18 protein-coding genes are annotated in these 15383 nt (G+C 67.6%); 15 read left to right on the top strand and 3 right to left on the bottom strand.

The window, feature by feature from the left end; all coding sequences use genetic code 11:
- The first annotated feature begins 32 nt into the window (after positions 1-32).
- Positions 33-1526 carry a L,D-transpeptidase family protein gene (locus ACW172_RS11480; protein WP_081836188.1) on the top strand — a complete coding sequence of 498 codons (1494 nt, stop codon included), beginning with the start codon at positions 33-35 and terminating at the stop codon, positions 1524-1526.
- 3 nt (positions 1527-1529) lie between these two features.
- Here ACW172_RS11480 and ACW172_RS11475 read toward each other — a convergent pair whose 3' ends face one another.
- From ACW172_RS11475 to ACW172_RS11465, 3 genes are read right to left on the bottom strand one after another with little or no spacing between them, the layout of a single operon-like run.
- Positions 1530-1925, bottom strand: coding sequence for a cupin domain-containing protein (locus ACW172_RS11475; RefSeq protein WP_035308666.1), 396 nt, complete (start codon positions 1923-1925; stop codon positions 1530-1532).
- A gap of 25 nt (positions 1926-1950) precedes the next feature.
- Positions 1951-2370, bottom strand: coding sequence for an ArsR/SmtB family transcription factor (locus ACW172_RS11470; RefSeq protein WP_035308664.1), 420 nt, complete (start codon positions 2368-2370; stop codon positions 1951-1953).
- Positions 2367-3026 carry a peroxiredoxin gene (locus ACW172_RS11465; protein ID WP_035308662.1) on the bottom strand — a complete coding sequence of 220 codons (660 nt, stop codon included), beginning with the start codon at positions 3024-3026 and terminating at the stop codon, positions 2367-2369. The genes ACW172_RS11470 and ACW172_RS11465 overlap by 4 nt, the downstream gene beginning before the upstream one ends.
- Positions 3027-3130: 104 nt before the next feature.
- Here ACW172_RS11465 and ACW172_RS11460 point away from each other — a divergent pair, with 104 nt between their 5' ends.
- The 14 genes from ACW172_RS11460 (at position 3131) to ACW172_RS11395 (ending at position 15381) form a co-directional block, all read left to right on the top strand.
- Positions 3131-4072, top strand: a complete 942-nt coding sequence (locus ACW172_RS11460; RefSeq protein ID WP_035308659.1) for an MBL fold metallo-hydrolase — start codon at positions 3131-3133, stop codon at positions 4070-4072.
- 12 nt (positions 4073-4084) lie between these two features.
- On the top strand, positions 4085-4519 hold the full coding sequence (locus tag ACW172_RS11455) for a YeeE/YedE family protein (RefSeq protein ID WP_035308657.1): 435 nt from the start codon (positions 4085-4087) through the stop codon (positions 4517-4519).
- Positions 4516-4935 (top strand): DUF6691 family protein, encoded by a 420-nt coding sequence (locus ACW172_RS11450; RefSeq protein WP_035308654.1) that lies wholly within the window; start codon positions 4516-4518, stop codon positions 4933-4935. Before ACW172_RS11455 ends, ACW172_RS11450 begins: the two co-directional genes overlap by 4 nt.
- Positions 4936-4964: 29 nt before the next feature.
- Positions 4965-5387: a protein tyrosine phosphatase family protein gene (locus ACW172_RS11445; RefSeq protein ID WP_035308653.1), complete on the top strand. Its 423-nt coding sequence runs from the start codon at positions 4965-4967 to the stop codon at positions 5385-5387.
- Entirely contained in the window at positions 5384-6661 is a 1278-nt protein-coding gene (locus tag ACW172_RS11440) for an NAD(P)/FAD-dependent oxidoreductase (RefSeq protein WP_035308651.1), read from the top strand. The genes ACW172_RS11445 and ACW172_RS11440 overlap by 4 nt, the downstream gene beginning before the upstream one ends.
- Positions 6662-6669: 8 nt before the next feature.
- Positions 6670-7464 (top strand): sulfite exporter TauE/SafE family protein, encoded by a 795-nt coding sequence (locus tag ACW172_RS11435; RefSeq protein WP_035308649.1) that lies wholly within the window; start codon positions 6670-6672, stop codon positions 7462-7464.
- A 9-nt stretch (positions 7465-7473) separates the two neighbouring features.
- Positions 7474-8901: a cytochrome ubiquinol oxidase subunit I gene (locus ACW172_RS11430; protein ID WP_035308646.1), complete on the top strand. Its 1428-nt coding sequence runs from the start codon at positions 7474-7476 to the stop codon at positions 8899-8901.
- Entirely contained in the window at positions 8891-9892 is a 1002-nt protein-coding gene (gene cydB / locus ACW172_RS11425; RefSeq protein ID WP_035308644.1) for a cytochrome d ubiquinol oxidase subunit II, read from the top strand. Before ACW172_RS11430 ends, cydB begins: the two co-directional genes overlap by 11 nt.
- A complete protein-coding gene (locus tag ACW172_RS11420) occupies positions 9892-10020 on the top strand; it encodes a DUF2474 family protein (protein WP_137721941.1) in 129 nt (42 codons plus the stop codon). Before cydB ends, ACW172_RS11420 begins: the two co-directional genes overlap by 1 nt.
- Positions 10017-10502 (top strand): methyltransferase family protein, encoded by a 486-nt coding sequence (locus ACW172_RS11415; protein ID WP_054764186.1) that lies wholly within the window; start codon positions 10017-10019, stop codon positions 10500-10502. The genes ACW172_RS11420 and ACW172_RS11415 overlap by 4 nt, the downstream gene beginning before the upstream one ends.
- Positions 10503-10817: 315 nt before the next feature.
- Entirely contained in the window at positions 10818-11915 is a 1098-nt protein-coding gene (locus tag ACW172_RS11410) for an alginate export family protein (RefSeq protein ID WP_052004684.1), read from the top strand.
- A gap of 15 nt (positions 11916-11930) precedes the next feature.
- Positions 11931-13535, top strand: a complete 1605-nt coding sequence (locus tag ACW172_RS11405) for a cbb3-type cytochrome c oxidase subunit I (RefSeq protein WP_201463312.1) — start codon at positions 11931-11933, stop codon at positions 13533-13535.
- Entirely contained in the window at positions 13532-14152 is a 621-nt protein-coding gene (locus ACW172_RS11400) for a cbb3-type cytochrome c oxidase subunit II (protein ID WP_035305693.1), read from the top strand. Before ACW172_RS11405 ends, ACW172_RS11400 begins: the two co-directional genes overlap by 4 nt.
- Entirely contained in the window at positions 14149-15381 is a 1233-nt protein-coding gene (locus ACW172_RS11395; protein WP_052004686.1) for a c-type cytochrome, read from the top strand. The genes ACW172_RS11400 and ACW172_RS11395 overlap by 4 nt, the downstream gene beginning before the upstream one ends.
- The last annotated feature ends 2 nt before the right edge of the window (positions 15382-15383 follow it).

Genomic DNA, 15383 nt, shown 5'->3' with positions numbered 1-15383 from the left:
TGCCTTAAGGTGAACCCTGCGGTGTCGGCGGCATGGTTGATCGTCGCTCCTCAATCCTGAACCGCCGACACCTGCTGGCGGCCGCAGCGGCGCCGCTCTGGGTCTCTACGGCGGCGCGAGCAGCACCCGCGCCCGCCGCCTTTGACATCACTGTTCTGACTACAGCCTTCTACGCGGCCCGCGGCGGACGCCCCGCCTGGGCGGGGTCCGCGCGCCGGCAAGCCATGGACGCCCTAGCTCTGGCGGACCGCCACGGGCTGTCGGCGCCCGACGGTCTCGCCCTTAGCGAAGCAGAACTGACCCAGGCCGTCCTGATCCTGGCTGAGGCGCTCGCCCATGGCCGGGTCGATCCAGCATCCGTCGAGACGCTCTGGGAGATGGATCGCAACCAAGTCGACACGCCGCCTCTCCTCGCAAAGGCGGTCGACGACGGAACACTTGCGGCGACGATGGCCGGCCTCGCACCCCAGGACCGCGGCTATCAGGGCCTGTGCGACGGCTTCCTCCGCTATCGCGCCATCGCCGACCGCGGCGGTTGGCCGCCCTTTGCCCTGGGCGCGACGATCGAACCATTTGCGTCCGACCCGCGCCTTCCCGCCCTCCTGCCGCGCCTTCGGGTGGAAGGCGATTTAAGCGAAGCCGCCGCCGCGATGGTCGGCCCGTCTGGCGGTGAATACGGCTCCATTGTGCAAGAGGCCGTTCGGGCGTTCCAGGTGCGCCACGGTCTTGAAGCGGACGCCCGCATCGGCCCGGCGACACAGCGGGCGCTCTCGATTTCGGCCGAGGCCCGCGCTCGCCAGATCGCGCTGAATTTGGAACGCCGCCGTTGGCTGAAGAGAGACGTCGCCCCGGAACGGATCGAGGTGAACACCGCCGCCTCCATCATGGTCTACTGGAAGGACGGTCGGCCCGTGCATTCGATGCGGGTCGTGACGGGTGACGCCGACAATGCGACGCCCAGCCTCGAACGGCCCTTCGCCTCGGTGGTCGCCAATCCGCCCTGGACGGTGCCGACTTCCATCGCCCAGCGCGAGATCCTGCCACGCGGCGCCGCCTATATGCGGGCGAACAACATGACGATTCAGAATGGCATGGTGGTTCAGCGCGCTGGCCCGAACGCCGCCCTGGGCCAGGTCAAGTTCGAACTTCAGGACAGCTACGCCATCTTCCTGCACGACACCCCGTCGCGGGGTGCGTTCGACCGGAGCTTCCGCCATCTCAGCCACGGCTGCGTGCGGGTGCAGGACGCGGTCGGCTTCGCTCGGCTGCTGCTTGCGCCCGACCCCGCGAGGCTCGCCCGATTCGACGCCGCGCTGGACAGCGGCGAGACCGTCCGGGTGGCGACCGGTCGGCCGATCGACGTGCGCCTGCTTTATTGGACGGCCTTTCTGGACGGCCAGGGCCGCGTCGCCTTTCGCGATGACATCTATCGTCGCGACACCCGTCTGGCGGAGGCGTTGGGTATCGACCTGCACCTGCCGCGGCCCGACGACCGGCGCGCCGATGCGGACGACGTCGGCCCCTGACGGTTATTCGGTCGTGCGGCCGTCGAAATGCTCGTGGTCGGCGGAGGCCTCTTCCACCGTGGCGTGAACCGTACCGTCGCGATGCTCCGGCGGACCATAAAGGGTGTAGAGCCGAAGCGGCTCGGACCCCGTGCTGACCACATTGTGGCGGGCGCCCTGAGGGACGATGACCCCGTCATCCGCCTTCACGGCGTGACGAACGCCGTCGATCCAGATTTCGCCCTCGCCCGCCTCGATGCGGAAGAACTGGTCGCGGTCGTCGTGGACCTCTTCGCCGATCTCCTGGCCGTGCGGAATGGCCATGAGGACGAGCTGCAGATTGTGGCCGGTGTACAGAACGCGGCGAAAGTCTGTGTTCTCTTCCGTCAGACGTTCGATATTGTCGATGAAGCCCTTCACTAGAGTCTCCTGTGCGGGTTTGCCGTCAGCGACGTGCGACGGCGGTGATGCGGGCGAACTGAGCTGTGTCGCCGCGCGCCGGCGTCGATGTGCGGGGCGCCGGGGCGGCGGCTCGCGCGCCGACCGCCTTCGCATCGCCGCAGAAGATTTCGTAGAGCATCCCCATGACCGCCTGGGCGCGCTCGTCGGCGATCGAATAGAAGATCGAGCGGGACTGACGGCGGGTCTTGACCAGGCCATACTGGCGCAGCTCTGCCAGTTGCTGGGATAGCGCCGGCTGCTTGATGCCGAGGTCCGCCTCGAGCTGGCCCACCGAGCGCTCCTCTTCGGCGATATGACACAGGATCAGCAGCCGGTTGGCGTTGGCCAGCTGGCGCAACAGCTCTGCGGCCTCCGGCGCCTTTTCCTTCAACCGCTCCATCGCGGCCGCTTGATCGTCGGTCATGCGCTGCGCTCGCGATAGTACCAGGGTGCATCGCCGTCACCGTCGGCGATGGCGGCGTCCAGTGTGGTGGCGGCCGGCTCCAGCAGTGCGTCGCCGGGCGTCCAGCCCGCCGGCGTGGAGGCCGCCTCACGGTCCGAGGTCTGCAGGGCGGTGACGAGACGCAGCAACTCATCAACCGAGCGGCCGATGTTCATCGGGTACCAGCTGATGGCGCGCACCACGCCTTCGGGATCGATCACGAAGGTCGCGCGCACCGTGGCGCTGTCGCTCGAGCCGGCGTCCACCATGCCAAAGGCGTGGCCGATGGCCATGGAGGGATCTTCGATGATCGGGAACGGCACCTTCACGCCGAAGCGGCGGAAGATGTCCTTCAGCCAGGCCAGGTGCGAATACAGACTGTCCACCGACAGGGCCATCAGATCGCAGTCGATCGCCGCGAAGGCGTCGGCCTGCCGGGCCAGGGCCACGAACTCGCTGGTGCAGACCGGCGTGAAGTCCGCCGGATGCGAGAACAGCACCAGCCAGCGTCCACGGTAGTCGCTGAGGCGCCTTTCGCCCTGAGTCGTGCGCGCCGTGAAGTCCGGCGCCGTATCGTTGATGCGCAGGGCGCGCATTGCGGGGGGATAGACGGCTGGCCCGGTGTCGATCGTGTCCATAGCCGCAAGCTAAGCGCATCCCACCGTTTCCGCTACATTAAAATACATACTTGCACGAACTATGAATGAGTATATGTGTTGAGTCACCGAAACGGAGACACGTCATGTCCTCGCCCACACCCGACCCCGCCCGCGACGACGCCGCCGACATCGTGCGCGCCGCGCTGGGCGATCCTCGCCAACGCCCTGTCGTGAAATCGTTCTTCGACGAAGCCACCTTCACCGTCAGCCACGTCGTGCGCGATCCCGGCTCCGACGTCTGCGCCATCATTGACAGCGTGCTGGACTACGATCCGGCGTCGGGCCGCACCACGCACGCTTCGGCCGATGCGCTCATTGATTACGTGAAATCCGAAGGTCTCACGGTTCAGTGGCTGCTCGAGACGCACGCCCATGCCGATCACCTGTCGGCGGCGCCCTATCTCCAGGAAAAGCTCGGCGGTCAGCTGGCGATTGGCCATGAAATCCTCACCGTCCAGGCGGTCTTCGGCAAGATCTTCAACGAAGGGACCGACTTCCGCCGCGACGGCAGCCAGTTCGACCATCTGTTCAACGACGGCGACCGGTTTGAGATCGGTGGTCTGAAGGCCACGGTCCTGCACGTGCCCGGCCACACCCCGGCCTGTCTGGCCTATGTCATCGGCGACGCCGTCTTCCCCGGCGATACCATGTTCATGCCCGACTATGGTACGGCGCGCTGCGACTTCCCCGGCGGCGACGCCCGGACCCTGTACCGCTCGATCCATCGCCTGACCTCCCTGCCGGACGAGGCGCGGGTCTTCCTGTGTCACGACTACAAGGCGCCGCCGGGCCGGACCGAGTTCGCCTGGGAGACCACCATCGGTGCCCAGCGGACAGGCAACATCCATATTCGCGACGACGTCAGCGAGGACGAGTTCGTGGCCATGCGCACCCAGCGCGACGCCACCCTGCCCATGCCCAAGCTGATCCTGCCGTCGGTTCAGGTGAACATGAACGGCGGCCGCCCGCCCGAGCCCGAGGACAATGGGGTGCGCTACCTCAAGGTCCCGCTGAACGCGCTGTGAGGCGAGGCTCCGATGCTTGAGCCTCTTCCCTTCATCTGGCCGCTGGCCGGCGGTCTGCTGGTCGGCCTGTCGGCCGGTCTCTATCTGTTGCTGAATGGGCGCGTGGCCGGGATTTCCGGCCTGACCGCCGCAGCGACCGGCCTGTCAAAAGGCGCGCCGCGCATTCTGGGCCTGCTTTTCATCGCCGGCCTGCTGGGCGGCGCGGCCCTGGCCTCGGCCCTGATCCGCAGGCCCGAGGTGCAGATCACTTCGGAGGTCTGGCTGCTGGTGCTCGGCGGCCTGATCGTCGGCTTCGGCACCCGCTGGGGCTCGGGCTGCACCAGCGGCCACGGCGTCTGCGGCCTGGCCCGCCTGTCGCCCCGCTCCATCGTCGCCACCGGCGTCTTCATGGCCGTCGCGGCCCTGACCGTCTTCGTCACCCGCCACCTGTTGGGAGGCCTGGCGTGAGCCGGCTGATCGTCGCCGTCCTGTGCGGCTTGTTGTTCGGCGCCGGCATGGTGGTGTCCGACATGATCAACCCGGCCCGCGTCCTGGCCTTCCTGGATGTGACGGGCGCCTGGGACCCCTCTCTGGCCTTCGTCATGGGCGGGGCGCTGATCCCCTCCGCCATAGCCTGGCTGATCCGCCGGCGCATGGAGGCTCCGGTCGCGGCCGACACCTTCCATGTGCCCGAGGGCCGGACCATCGACACCCCTCTGGTCGGCGGGGCCGCCCTGTTCGGCCTTGGCTGGGGCTTGGTCGGCCTGTGCCCCGGCCCGGCGCTTGCGGCGCTGACGACCGGCGCCTGGCAGGCCTTCGTCTTCGTCGGCGCCCTCGCGGCCGGCATGGCGCTGTTCCGCCTGACCCTCGACCGAAACGCCTGAACCAGAAAAGACCCTAGGGAGACAAAGCCATGCATATTCGCCCTTTGGACGAGGCCCTGTCCGCCTCGCCCCAGATCGCCCCGGAAGACCTGCCCGACATCGCGGCCCAAGGGTTCCGGTCGGTGATCTCCAACCGACCCGACGGCGAAGAGCCCGGCCAGCCCAGCTCCGAAGATCTGCGCCAGGCCGCCGAGGCTGCGGGACTGGCTTTCGCCCATGTTCCCGTGGTCGGCGGCGCAATCTCCGACCAGGACGTGGCGGACTTCCGCGAGGCTCTGGCCAACCTGCCCCAGCCTGTGTTCGGCTTCTGCCGCACCGGCACGCGCACGACCACCCTGTGGGCGCTGGCGAACGTCGCCTCGATAAGCGCTGACGATCTGATCGCACGCGCCAAGAGCGCCGGCTACGACCTCGGCGCCCTGCGTCCCCGTCTCGAAGGAGCCGCGTCATGAGCGCCCAGTACGCCCCCCTGGAGTCCTGCGATGTCCTGATCGTCGGCGGCGGATCCGCCGGCATCGCCACAGCCGCCAGCCTCCTGCGTCGTCGCCCCGACCTTGATGTCCGCATCGTCGAGCCATCCGAACATCACTACTATCAGCCCGGCTGGACCATGGTCGGCGCCGGCGTCTTCACGCCCGAGCGGACCCGGCGCCGCACCGAGGACCTGATCCCCCAAGGCGCCCAGTGGGTGCGCGGCTCGGTCGCGGCTTTCGACCCCATCCACGATCGCGTCGAACTGACCGACGGCCGCTGGATCGGCTATCGCATGCTGGTCGCGGCGCCGGGACTGAAGCTGGACTGGGGCGCCATTCCGGGCCTGGCGGAAACGCTCGGGCGCAACAACGTCACCTCCAACTACGGCTATGAGACCGCGCCCTACACCTGGAAGCTGGTCCAGGCGATGCAGAGCGGTCGGGCGATCTTCACCCAGCCGCCCATGCCGATCAAATGCGCCGGCGCCCCGCAGAAGGCCATGTATCTGTCGGCCGATCACTGGCGCGACCACGGTCGAAACGACATCGAGATCGAATTCCACAACGCCGGCCCGGTGCTGTTCGGGGTCAAGGACTACGTTCCGGCCCTGATGGAATATGTCAGCAAATACCGCATCGACCTGAACTTCGGATCGAAACTGGTGGCGGTGGACGGCCCGGCGCGGATCGCGACCTTCGCCGTGACCGGTGCGGACGGTGAAGTTCGCCAGGTTCGGCGCGAGTTCGACTTCCTGCACGTCTGCCCGCCGCAGACGGCGCCGGACTTCATTCGCGAAAGTCCGCTGGCCGCCGAAAGCGGCTGGATCGAGGTGGATGACGCCACCTTGCGCCACAAGCGGTTCGAAAACGTCTTCGGTCTGGGCGACGCCTGTTCGGCACCCAACGCCAAGACTGCTGCGGCCGCCCGCAAACAGGCGCCCGTGGTGGCCGAGAACATCCTGTCGCTGCTGGACGGCCAGCCGATGCGGGCGGTCTATGACGGCTATGGCTCATGTCCGCTCACGGTCGAGCGCGGCAAGATCGTGCTGGCCGAGTTCGGCTATGGCGGCAAGCTCCTGCCCAGCTTCCCGAAATGGATGCTCGACGGGACCAAGCCGACCCGTCTGGCCTGGCATCTGAAGGCCCAGGCCCTGCCCGAAATCTACTGGCTTGGGATGTTGCGCGGTCGCGAATGGCTGGCCGGCCCCCACCACATCGAACCCGCCCCCCAGCTTCGCCCTGCTGTCGCCTGAGCCTGATCATGGACCTGTCTCCGCTGCAGTACGGCCTCGGCGCCGGCGCCGGCTCGCTCGTCGGCTTCACCCTGGGCCTGGTCGGCGGCGGCGGGTCCATCCTGGCCGTGCCGCTGATCGTCTATCTGGTCGGGGTCAAGGAGCCGCACCTGGCGATCGGCACCAGCGCCTTCGCCGTGGCCGCCAACGCCTTCGCCAATGTGATCAATCATGCCCGCCACGGCACGGTGAAATGGAAAATTGCCAGTCTGTTCGCGGTCGCCGGGGTGCTCGGAGCCTTTCTGGGTTCGAGCCTGGGCAAGGCCGTGGATGGTCAGAAGCTGCTGGCCCTTTTCGCCGTCCTGATGCTGGTCGTCGGCGTACTGATGTTGCGGGGCCGCTCCGCCGGCGGAGACCCGAACGTCCAGCTTGATCGGCGCAATGCACCCAAGCTCGTCGGCACGGGCCTGGCCACGGGCGTGATGTCGGGCTTCTTCGGCATTGGCGGCGGCTTCCTTATCGTGCCCAGCCTGATGTTCTCGACCCGCATGCCGATCTACTATGCCGTCGGCTCTTCCTTGGTCGGCGTCACCGCCTTCGGCCTGACCACGGCCTTCAACTACGCCCTTGATGGCTGGGTCGACTGGCCCCTGGCGGCCGTCTTCATCGGCGGCGGCGTGCTGGGCGGTCTGGTCGGCGCACGGCTCGCCAAGGCCCTGTCGGGACAGAAAGGCGTCTTGAATACCGTCTTCGCGGGGCTGATCTTCGTCGTCGCCTTATATATGCTTTACCGCAGCGCCGGCGCGCTCGGCTTGATCGGTTGAAACGCTTCCATGGAACTTGACGCCCTGATCCTGGCTCGGATGCAGTTCGCCTTCACCGTCGCCTTCCACATCGTCTTCCCGGCCTTCTCTATCGGCCTGGCCAGCTATCTGGCCGTGCTGGAGGCCCTGTGGCTGAAGACAGGGCGCGAGCTCTATCTGAACCTTTTCAAATACTGGCTGAAGATCTTCGCCGTCGCCTTCGGCATGGGCGTCGTCTCGGGTCTGGTGATGTCCTATCAGTTCGGCACCAACTGGTCGGTCTTCTCCGACAAGGCCGGACCCGTCATCGGCCCCCTGATGGCCTATGAGGTGCTCAGCGCCTTCTTCCTCGAGGCGGGCTTCCTGGGCGTGATGCTGTTCGGCCTGAACCGGGTCGGCAAGAAGCTGCACTTCCTGGCCACCCTGATGGTCGCCATCGGCACCTTCGCCTCGGCCTTCTGGATCCTGTCCGTCAACAGCTGGATGCAGACGCCGCAAGGCTACGCCATCAACGAGGTCGGCCAGTTCATCCCGGCCGACTGGTTCAAGATCGTCTTCAACCCGTCCTTCCCCTATCGCCTCGCCCACATGCTGCTGGCGGCCTACCTGACGACCGGTCTGGTGGTCGGCGCGGTCGGCGCCTGGCACCTCATGAAGGAGCGGACCAACAAGGGCGCGCGCAAGATGTTCGCCATGGCCATGGGCATGATCCTGGTCGCCGCTCCGGTGCAGATCTTCATCGGCGACATGCACGGGTTGAACACCCTGGAGCACCAGCCCGCCAAGGTCATGGCGATGGAAGGCCACTTCGAAAGCCACCCGGACGGGGCGCCGCTGATCCTGTTCGGCCTGCCCGATCGCGAGGCCGCCACCGTCCATGGCGCGGTCGAGGTTCCGAAGCTGTCGTCCCTGATCCTGAAGCATGATCCAAACGCGCCTCTGGCCGGTCTCGACACCGTCGCCCGCGCCGACTGGCCGCCGGTGGAGATCGTCTTCTGGTCCTTCCGCGTCATGGTGGGACTGGGCATGGCCATGCTGCTGCTGGGGCTATGGGGGTTGTACGCCCGCCTGCGCAGCCGCCTCTATGACGCCCCCTGGCTGCACCGCTTCGCCCTGATCATGGGACCGATGGGGTTCGTCGCCGTGCTGGCGGGCTGGATCACCACGGAGGTCGGCCGCCAGCCCTGGACCGTCTACGGCCTGCTGCGCACCGCCGACAGCGCCGCGCCTCTGGCGGCGCCTGCCGTCGCGACTTCCTTGGCCGCTTTCGCCGTGGTCTATTTCACCGTCTTCGGCGCCGGGGTCTTCTACATCCTGCGTCTGATGAGCCATGCGCCTCATCGCGGCGAGCCGGGCGTGGCGGAAACGCCGATCCGCACGGCGGGCATCACGCCTGCCCCCGCCATCGACCCCGACCGTCCCATCCCGACTGGCGAGGAGACTGATCATGAGCGTTGATCTGACCCTGGTCTGGGCCGGTCTGCTGGCCTTCGCCGTCTTCGCCTACATCGTCATGGACGGGTTCGACCTGGGTGTCGGCATCCTGTTCCCGACACTGAAGGCCGGCGATCAGCGCGACAAGGCGATGAACTCGATCGCCCCGGTGTGGGACGGCAACGAGACCTGGCTGATCCTGGGCGGTGGCGGCCTGTTCGCGGCCTTCCCCCTCGCCTATGCGGTCCTGATGCCGGCGGTCTACACGCCGATCATCGCCATGCTGCTGGGGCTGGTCTTCCGGGGCGTCGCCTTTGAATACCGCTGGCGCACCGTGCGGGCCAAGCCCGTCTGGGATGTCGCCTTCTTCGGCGGCTCCCTCCTGGCCGCCTTCTCCCAGGGCGTCACCCTGGGGGCCATCCTGCAGGGGGTCGAAGTGTCCGGTCGCGCCTATGGCGGCGGCTGGTGGGACTGGCTCAGCCCCTTCAGCCTGCTGACCGGTGTGGCCGTCGTCGTCGGCTACGCCCTTCTCGGCGCCACCTGGCTGAACATGAAGACGGATGGCGCGCTCCAGACCCACGCCCGGTCCCAGGCCTGGAAGTTGGGGCCGGCGACCTTGCTGATGATCGGCGCGGTCAGCCTGGCCACCCCGTTCCTCGACGGCGAATACGCCCGCCGGTGGTTCGACTGGCCCGGCGTGCTTCTGACGGCCCAGGTGCCGTTGCTCGTCCTGATCGTCGCGGCCGCCTTCTTCTGGACCATGCGTCAGAAGCGTGAGGTCTGGCCCTTCCTGCTGTCGCTGGGCCTGTTCGCGGTGACCTTCGCCGGGCTGGGCGTCAGCGTCTTCCCTTACGCCGTACCCGACGAGATCACCCTCTGGCAGGCCGCAGCTCCCGCCTCCAGCCAGCTGTTCATGCTGGTCGGCGCCCTGATCCTGATCCCGATCATCCTAGCCTACACCGCCTACGCCTACTGGGTGTTCCGCGGCAAGGTCGGCGACGACGGTTACCACTGATGCGTCGCGGCTCCACAAACGGGCTCCGGCAGGGCCTCTGGTTCGTCGCGCTCTGGGCGCTGGGCGTGGGCGTCCTGGGCATCGTCGCCTATCTGCTGCGCGGCGTTCTCAAGCTGGCCGGGGGGTGAGCCCGCAGGCGCCGAACCGCTGGCCCTGGCCGCCGCTCATCACGGGCGGCGCCGTCCTTGTCGCGCTCATCACGGCGCGTCTGTGGTCCCCGCCCGCTCTCTTCCCCGGCGCCTTCGCCGCTGGCGGCCTCCTGGTCGGGCTCGCCCTTGGTTTGGACCTCTGGGCCATGCTGGTGATGCGGCGGTGGCGCGCCAACATCCTGCCGCACCGGGCGGCGACCGCTCTGGTCACGACCGGTCCGTTCGCCTGGAGCCGCAACCCGATCTATCTCGCCAACGGCCTGCTGCTGCTCGGCCTCGGCGGCCTGTTCGACAACGCCTGGTTCTTCGTGGCCGCCCCCGTCGCCGCCTTCGCCACCGACCGCCTCGCCATCCGGCGCGAGGAACGACACCTGACGGCCCTCTTCGGGCCAGCCTGGTCCGCCTACGCCGATCGCGTGGACCGCTGGTTTGGGCGGCGGATGCCGTCGCAATCACCTTAAGGCTGGCTTAAGCTTGGCCCGGCCTGTTGCGACAAAACGCAGCAGGAAACGACGATGGGAGACATCAAGAGGCCCGCGCCAACCACGGGAACGCTTGTCCGGTGCTGATGGGCCTCCTCATGAGCGGTGCGATCGCCGCCGCCGGGCAACCCACGGACGCCCAGGATAGCTGGCGCGTCTCCGGATCGGCGCGCGCGCGGGGAGAGACGCTGTCAGGCCAGTTTTGTCCGATGGCGGAGCCAAGCGACGCCGTCCTGACGACGCGGCTGACGCTGGCCGTCGAGCGGGATGTGGGTCACGTGACGTTCGGGCGAGGTGTTCGATTCGCGGGCGTTCGGGCAAGGTCCGCTGTCGTCGGTCGGCGTTGGCGAGGTCAATGCGCTGGAGTTGGTTCAGGCCTACGCCAAGATCCGTCTCGGCGCGCGACGTGAGCGGACACTGAAACTCGGCCGCTTCACCATGGATCTGGGTTCCAAGCGTTTCGTTTCTCGCCAGAATTTTCGCAACACCACCAACGCCTATACCGGCGCCCGTTTCGACACGCCCCTGGCCGACGGCGCGCTGACGGCCTTCTGGGTCATGCCGCAGGTGCGGTTGCCGGACGACAGGGCCGCCATCGAGGACAATCGGATCGCGTGGGATCGAGAGAGTTCCAACCTGCAGTTCGCCGGCCTGTTTTGGACTCGCGACCTCGGCCAGCGGCGGTCGCTCGACCTCTATGTCTACGGCCTGACCGAAAGCGATGACGCGGACCAGCAGACCCGAAACCGCCGGCTGGCGACGCCCGGCGTCCGTTGGCGCCATTCGCCGGCGGCCGGGGCGTGGGATGTCGAGGTCGAGGCGGCGGCCCAGGTCGGTCAGGTCCGGCGCTCGGCCTCGCCCGCAGACACCCAGGATGTGGATGTCAGGGCGGGCTTCATTCATCTGGAGGCGGGACGTACCTTCGCCCACGACTGGTCGCCGAGACTCGCCGCCCAGTTCGACAATGTCACGGGCGATGGGGGACGGGGCGACTATGGCCGGTTCGACACCCTGTACGGCGCACGCCGCTTCGAGTTCGGCCCCGCCGGTCTCTACGGCCCGGTCTCGCGCGCCAACCTCGTGTCGCCCGGCGTTCGCCTCGAGGTAAAGCCCGACCGCAAGCTGGACGGCTTCGTCGCGGTGCGGGGCCTGTGGTTGGAAGACGCGCGCGACAGTCTGGGCGCGACGGGGGTCATCGACCCGTCGAGCGACAGCGGCCGCTTTGGCGGAACTCAGATCGAGGCGCGGGTCCGCTACAAGCTGACCCCCGACGTCACTCTGGAGACCGGCGGCGCCCGGCTCTTCAAGGGCGGCGCCCTGACCGATGCCCCGAACGCGCCGGCGACCGCCGACACCACCTACGGCTATGTGGACGTGACCTATGCCTTCTGACAGAGTCCTCGCCCCATGTCGCTGACCATCGGCCTCCTGCTGGCGCTCAGCTTCCTCGTGTCCTTGCTGGCCCTCGCCTTTCTGATCTGGGCGGTGACGAATCGGCAGCTCCAACTACACCAGGGCCAGGCCTACACCGTCTTCACGCCCGGCGAGGCGGGCACGCCCGACGATGCGACGATGGCCGGCGAGGACACCCAGTCCGTCGGGCCGCATCACTATGACACCGAGCGCGAGGGCATCGATGCGGTCTCGCGCCGCCCCGTGATGATCCTGATCGGCAGCGGCATCACCTGGCTGGTCATCGGCTCCATTTTCGGCCTGATGGCCTCGCTGAAGCTGCACTGGCCGGACTGGCTGACGGACGTCGCGCCGCTGACCTTTGGCCGGGTCCGCACGCTTCATCTGAATCTCGTGATCTATGGCTGGCTGTCGATGACCGGCATCGGCGTGGCGCTCTGGATCGCCCCGCGCATCTTTCATACGGAGCTGCGACATCCCCGACTGCCTGTGATCGGGGCCGTGCTCTGGAACATCGCCGTGGCCTGCGGCGCTCTGGCGATCGCCTCGGGCTGGACGGATGGCGAGGAATGGCTGGAGATCCCCTGGCAGATCGATGGGCTGTTGGCCCTGGCCGGGGCCTTCTTCGTCTGGCCGCTTCTCCACACAGCACTACGGCGCAACGTGGACCACATCTATGTGACCGGTTGGTACTATCTCGGGGCGCTGTGCTGGTTCCCCATTCTGTTCTTCATCGCCAATCTGCCGGGCATCCATTCGGGCGTGCAGGAGGCGACGGTCAACTGGTGGTTCGCCCACAATGTCCTGGGGCTCTGGCTGACCCCGCTGGGCGTTGGCGCGGCCTATTATTTCATTCCCAAGATCATCGGCAAACCCATCTACTCCTACAGCCTGTCGCTGCTCGGCTTCTGGGCGCTCGCCTTGTTCTACAGTCAGGTCGGCATCCACCATCTGATCGGCGGTCCGGTGCCGACCTGGGTGGTGACCCTGTCGATCGTCCACAGTGTGATGATGTTCGTTCCGGTGATCGCCGTGGCCATCAACCAGCACGTCACGGTCGCCCGCAACCTGTGGGCCTTCAAGGCCTCGGTCCCTCTGCGGTTCATCTCGCTGGGGGCGGTCATGTATACCCTGGCGTCCTTCCAGGGGTCGATCGAAGCCTTGCGCACGATCAATACCGTGACCCACTTCACCCAATACACGGTCGGGCACGCCCATCTCGGCGCCTATGGTTTTGTGTCCTTCATACTGTTCGGCGCGGTCTACCACATGGGCCCGCGACTGACGGGACGGCAGTGGCCCGAACCGGCCCTGATCAAGGCCCATTTCTGGCTCGTGGTCATCGGCTTCGCCATCTACTTCTTCGCCCTGACCATCGGCGGCGTGCTGCAGGGTCTGGCCATGCTGGACGCGACGCGCCCCTTCGCCGACAGCGTCACCGTCCTGGCGCCCTATCTTGAGGCCCGGTCTGTCGGCGGCGGGCTGATGACCCTGGGTCACCTCATCTTCGCGGGCCATTTCATAGCCCTGCTGGCCAAGGGCCGCGCGCCCCAGGCCGGGGCCGTCCCCACCGACACCGTTCCGGCGACCACAGCATGAACCGCGTCATTCCTCTGGGCGTCCTCGCCCTCGCCATCCTGGCCTTCGCCACCCTGATGCTGGTCATCCTTCCCGGCATCCAGATCCGCGAGCAAGCGCCCACGCCGGGTCTGCTGCCCTACACGGAGGCGGAGCTTCGGGGACGGGCGGCCTATGTCTCCGAAGGCTGCGTCTATTGTCACAGCCAGCAGCCCCGCGCCCTGGACCAGGCGCCGGACAGCGAACGCGGCTGGGGCCGGGCCGCGGTGGCCTCCGACTATTTCTACGACCAGCCCCATCAACTGGGCACCATGCGCACCGGGCCGGATCTCCAGAATGTGGGCGCGCGACTGCCGAGCGAAGCCTGGCACATGACCCACCTCTATCAGCCGCGCGCGATCTACGACTGGAGCATCATGCCGGCCTATCCTTATCTGTTCGAGGTCAAGGACAAGGCGGCGCCGGGCGACGTTGTCGTTGCGCTGCCGGAACGCTATGCGCCCAAGGGCAAGGTCGTCGTGGCCAGACCGCAGGCGCGCGACCTCGTGGCCTATCTGCGCAGCCTGGACCGGACCTTCCCTGCCCCGCCCACGGCCGTCCGCGACGACGGATACAGCGAAAAGGGCGAGCCGAAATGATCCGCAAAAGGCCGCCTGACGCCCCTCGGCCCCGCGAACCGGACGAGGCCTTCGAACCCTACGAGGAATTCCGGCGCATTCCGCTGCCGGTCTACTGGATCGCCATCGCCCTGGCGATCTGGGGCGCGGTCACCTTGTGGGACAACGCCCAGGCGGTCAGCGTCGGGCGAGAAGAACGCGCCGAGCAGATCGAGGACATCCCCGCCCTCGCCTTGAACAGCGGCGCTCAGGTCTTCGAGGCGCGGTGTTCGACCTGCCATCAGCCCAACGCCGTGGGCGTGCGCAGCGCCATCCCGCCGCTGGCGGGATCCCGGTTCGTCGCCGCCGATCCGGCCGTCATCGTGCAGATCCTGCTGCATGGGATCGACGGCCCGATCGATGTCGGCGGCAAGGTCTTCGACGGCCATATGCCGAGCTTCGCAAGCGTGCTGTCCGACGCCCAATTGGCGCGGGTCGCCACCCATGTCCGCCAGACCTGGGGCGGCGATGACCAAGAGATCACGCCCGCCTTCGTGACGGCGCAGCGCGACCGCTTCCCCGGCCGCGGGGCCTGGCGCGGAGGCGAGGAGCTGGCTCGGGTCGTCGATCCCGGATTGGCGCCTCAACCTCCGGTCGGACCTGTCCGGATCTTCAGTTTCGACGATCCTGGCGTGATGCGTCTGGTCACAGAGGGCCGAGGCGAAGCCTGGGCCTGCGCCTCCTGTCACGGCGCCGCCGGCGAGGGCGGCGCCAACGTGCCCCGACTGGCAGGTCTGCCCGAGGGTTACATCGTCAAACAGCTGCAGGACTATGTCTCGGGCCGCCGTCGCAATGAGACCATGCAGACCGTCGCCGGCGCCCTGAGCGACGCCGACCGACGCGGCCTCGCGCGATACTATTCGGCCCTGCGCACGCCCTCCACAGCGCGGCCGGAGCTTGGCGGCGGACTGAAGCGTGGCGAGCAGCTGGCGCTGTATGGCGACTGGTCCAAGAACCTTCCCGCCTGTTTCAGTTGCCATGGCCCCTCGGGCTTCGGCGTGGCGCCGAACTTCCCCTCCCTGGCGGCCCAGCATCCCGCCTATACGGCCTCGCAGCTGGCCGCTTGGGTCGGGGGGCAGCGCGACAACTCTGACGTCCAGCTGATGAACGAGGTCGCACGCAATCTGTCCGACGCGGACCGACGCGCGATCGCCGACTATCTGGCGACCCTTCCGCCGGTGCCGGCCGCTTCCGATGATGAAAGGCGATGACC

Source organism: Brevundimonas sp. ALps5 (genome assembly GCF_058681645.1).
Note: the sequence above shows the minus strand (reverse complement) of the source record. Positions and strands in the feature narration are given on the sequence as shown.